General features: G+C 44.2%; 2 protein-coding genes and 1 tRNA gene. All 3 read left to right on the forward strand.

The genetic code is table 11. The features are described from left to right. Nucleotides 1-243 precede the first annotated feature (243 nt). The 3 genes from alr (at nucleotide 244) to M3200_RS06185 (ending at nucleotide 1,834) form a co-directional block, all read left to right on the forward strand. On the forward strand, nucleotides 244-1,350 hold the full coding sequence (gene alr / locus M3200_RS06175) for an alanine racemase (RefSeq protein WP_022382673.1): 1,107 nt from the start codon (nucleotides 244-246) through the stop codon (nucleotides 1,348-1,350). A gap of 71 nt (nucleotides 1,351-1,421) precedes the next feature. Next, nucleotides 1,422-1,496: transfer RNA gene (locus M3200_RS06180), tRNA-Arg, on the forward strand. Nucleotides 1,497-1,594: 98 nt separating this feature from the next. After that, a complete protein-coding gene (locus M3200_RS06185) occupies nucleotides 1,595-1,834 on the forward strand; it encodes a hypothetical protein (RefSeq protein ID WP_022382674.1) in 240 nt (79 codons plus the stop codon). The last annotated feature ends 57 nt before the right edge of the window (nucleotides 1,835-1,891 follow it).

Here is a 1,891-nt window from a genome sequence, read left to right on the forward strand (position 1 = left end):
CCGGGTGTTCAACTTATTATTGCAATTCGGGAATAGATCTTTACTCGATAATAATTTTATTCGTATCTTTCTTTTTTTCAGTATTTGTTTTATGATAGGAAGAAATAAATTTGACGTATTTTTATGCGCACTTTGATTGGTGTAAAAATACAATAAGGGAGCACTGGGGCTTCATAGATACAGTAATGGGTCAAATCCAATCTGTGGTTCCAGGTGCTTTTTTATTTGGAGGAGGTATTCCATATGTCAGTTTCCTACATAGAAATCAATCGCAGTGCCCTTCGTCATAATTTGAGGGTTATCCGCAGTCATTTGCCGGCGCATGTGGATTGCACAGCAGTCGTTAAAGCAGATGCTTATGGTCATGGCGCTTCTGAAACGATGCGCATTGCTCTTGAAGAGGGATACAACTCAGCTGCTGTAGCCAGAGTAGAAGAAGGCGTGGCACTTAGGAAGGATGGATTCACCTGCCCTGTTTTCACATTGGGACTTCCGCTTCCTGAAGAAGCAGAAACAGCGGTAAAGTATGATTTAATTGTTCCTGTGGATGATACAGTGGAACTGGAACCTTTCGAAGAAGCGGCAGAGGGCCAGGGGAAAATACTTGAGGTATGGCTTCCTATTGATACGGGTATGAACCGGATAGGCACGCATCCTGAAGATGTAGAGGGCTTCCTTGAAAAATTAAAGAAATATCCGCATATCCATATCCATGGCACTTTTACGCACATGGCAAAAGCGGATATCCATGATAAAACTACAGCAAGAAAGCAGCTGGAAAAATTTGAGGAAGCTCTTTCCCATATGCCGCAAAGACTGGAGAAAGGATTTATCATTTCAGCCGCCAACAGTGCAGGCGTCCTTGACATGCCGGAGAGCTGGTATAATTTGGCAAGGCCCGGAATCATTCTTTACGGGCCGCATCCCTCCGATGAAATGGACAACATGTGGGATCTGGAGTATCCGATGCGCCTCATCAGCCATATTACCCATGTGCAGGTTCTCCGCAAAGGAGAGGCGATTGGCTACGGCGGGACATATGTAGCGGAAGAAGATATGAGAACAGCAACAATCCCGATCGGGTATGCGGATGGATTCCACAGGGCTCTTTCCAATAAGGGAAGTGTCCTGGTCAACGGAAAGAGGCACCGCATCATTGGACGCATATGCATGGACCAGATGATGATTACAGCTGGTGATGATGTCCAGGTGGGGGATGAAGTCGTTCTCCTTGGCCGTCAGGGAGACGAAGTGATCTATCCGGAAGAAATTGCTGCCATAGTAAATACCATACCGCATGAAGTCATGTGCGGGCTGAAGCGGGTTCCAAGAATCTATGTAGATGAATAAATAATGGATGCAGGGCACCCGGGCTGTTCCTTTTCAGGCAGTAAGATCTATGGTATAATTAATCTCGTTAAGCGCCTATAGCTCAGGGGATAGAGCACCGGTCTCCGGAACCGGGTGCGAGGGTTCGAATCCCTCTAGGCGCTCCATTGATGACAACCGATTTGATCGGATTTATATAAGAGAAAATTCACTCCTCTATGGAGTGTTTTTCTTTACATTTTATTTGGCTTGAAAGGAGACAGTCATGGGAAATGAGAAGGATGCAAGAGAATTGATCAATGAGAATCTGACTGATGAAGAAATGCAGGATCTCATGGCTTCATACAAGAAGGAACTGGCACATGTTTACAAGATGGCAAGTGCCAAAAAAGCGGCCCTTGTCAGAAGAAATCTGCCGTATATCAAAGCAGAACTTGAAAAATGCGACCAGGAAATGAGAGAAGATATAGAGGCTTTGAAACACAAGTATGGCATTCATTATTAATCGGTAAAATTTGTAAAAAAAAATTTGGCGGATTGTATAATTAAGTTGAACACTTAA

Source organism: Dialister sp. CAG:357, assembly GCF_000435155.1.
GTDB classification, from domain to species: Bacteria; Bacillota; Negativicutes; order Veillonellales; family Dialisteraceae; genus Dialister; species Dialister hominis.

What these genes read in the sequence shown, in the direction of transcription:
- alr (WP_022382673.1), top strand. Translation starts at nt 244, where the DNA reads ATGTCAGTTTCCTACATAGAAATCAATCGCAGTGCCCTTCGTCATAAT.
- M3200_RS06185 (WP_022382674.1), top strand. Translation starts at nt 1,595, where the DNA reads ATGGGAAATGAGAAGGATGCAAGAGAATTGATCAATGAGAATCTGACT.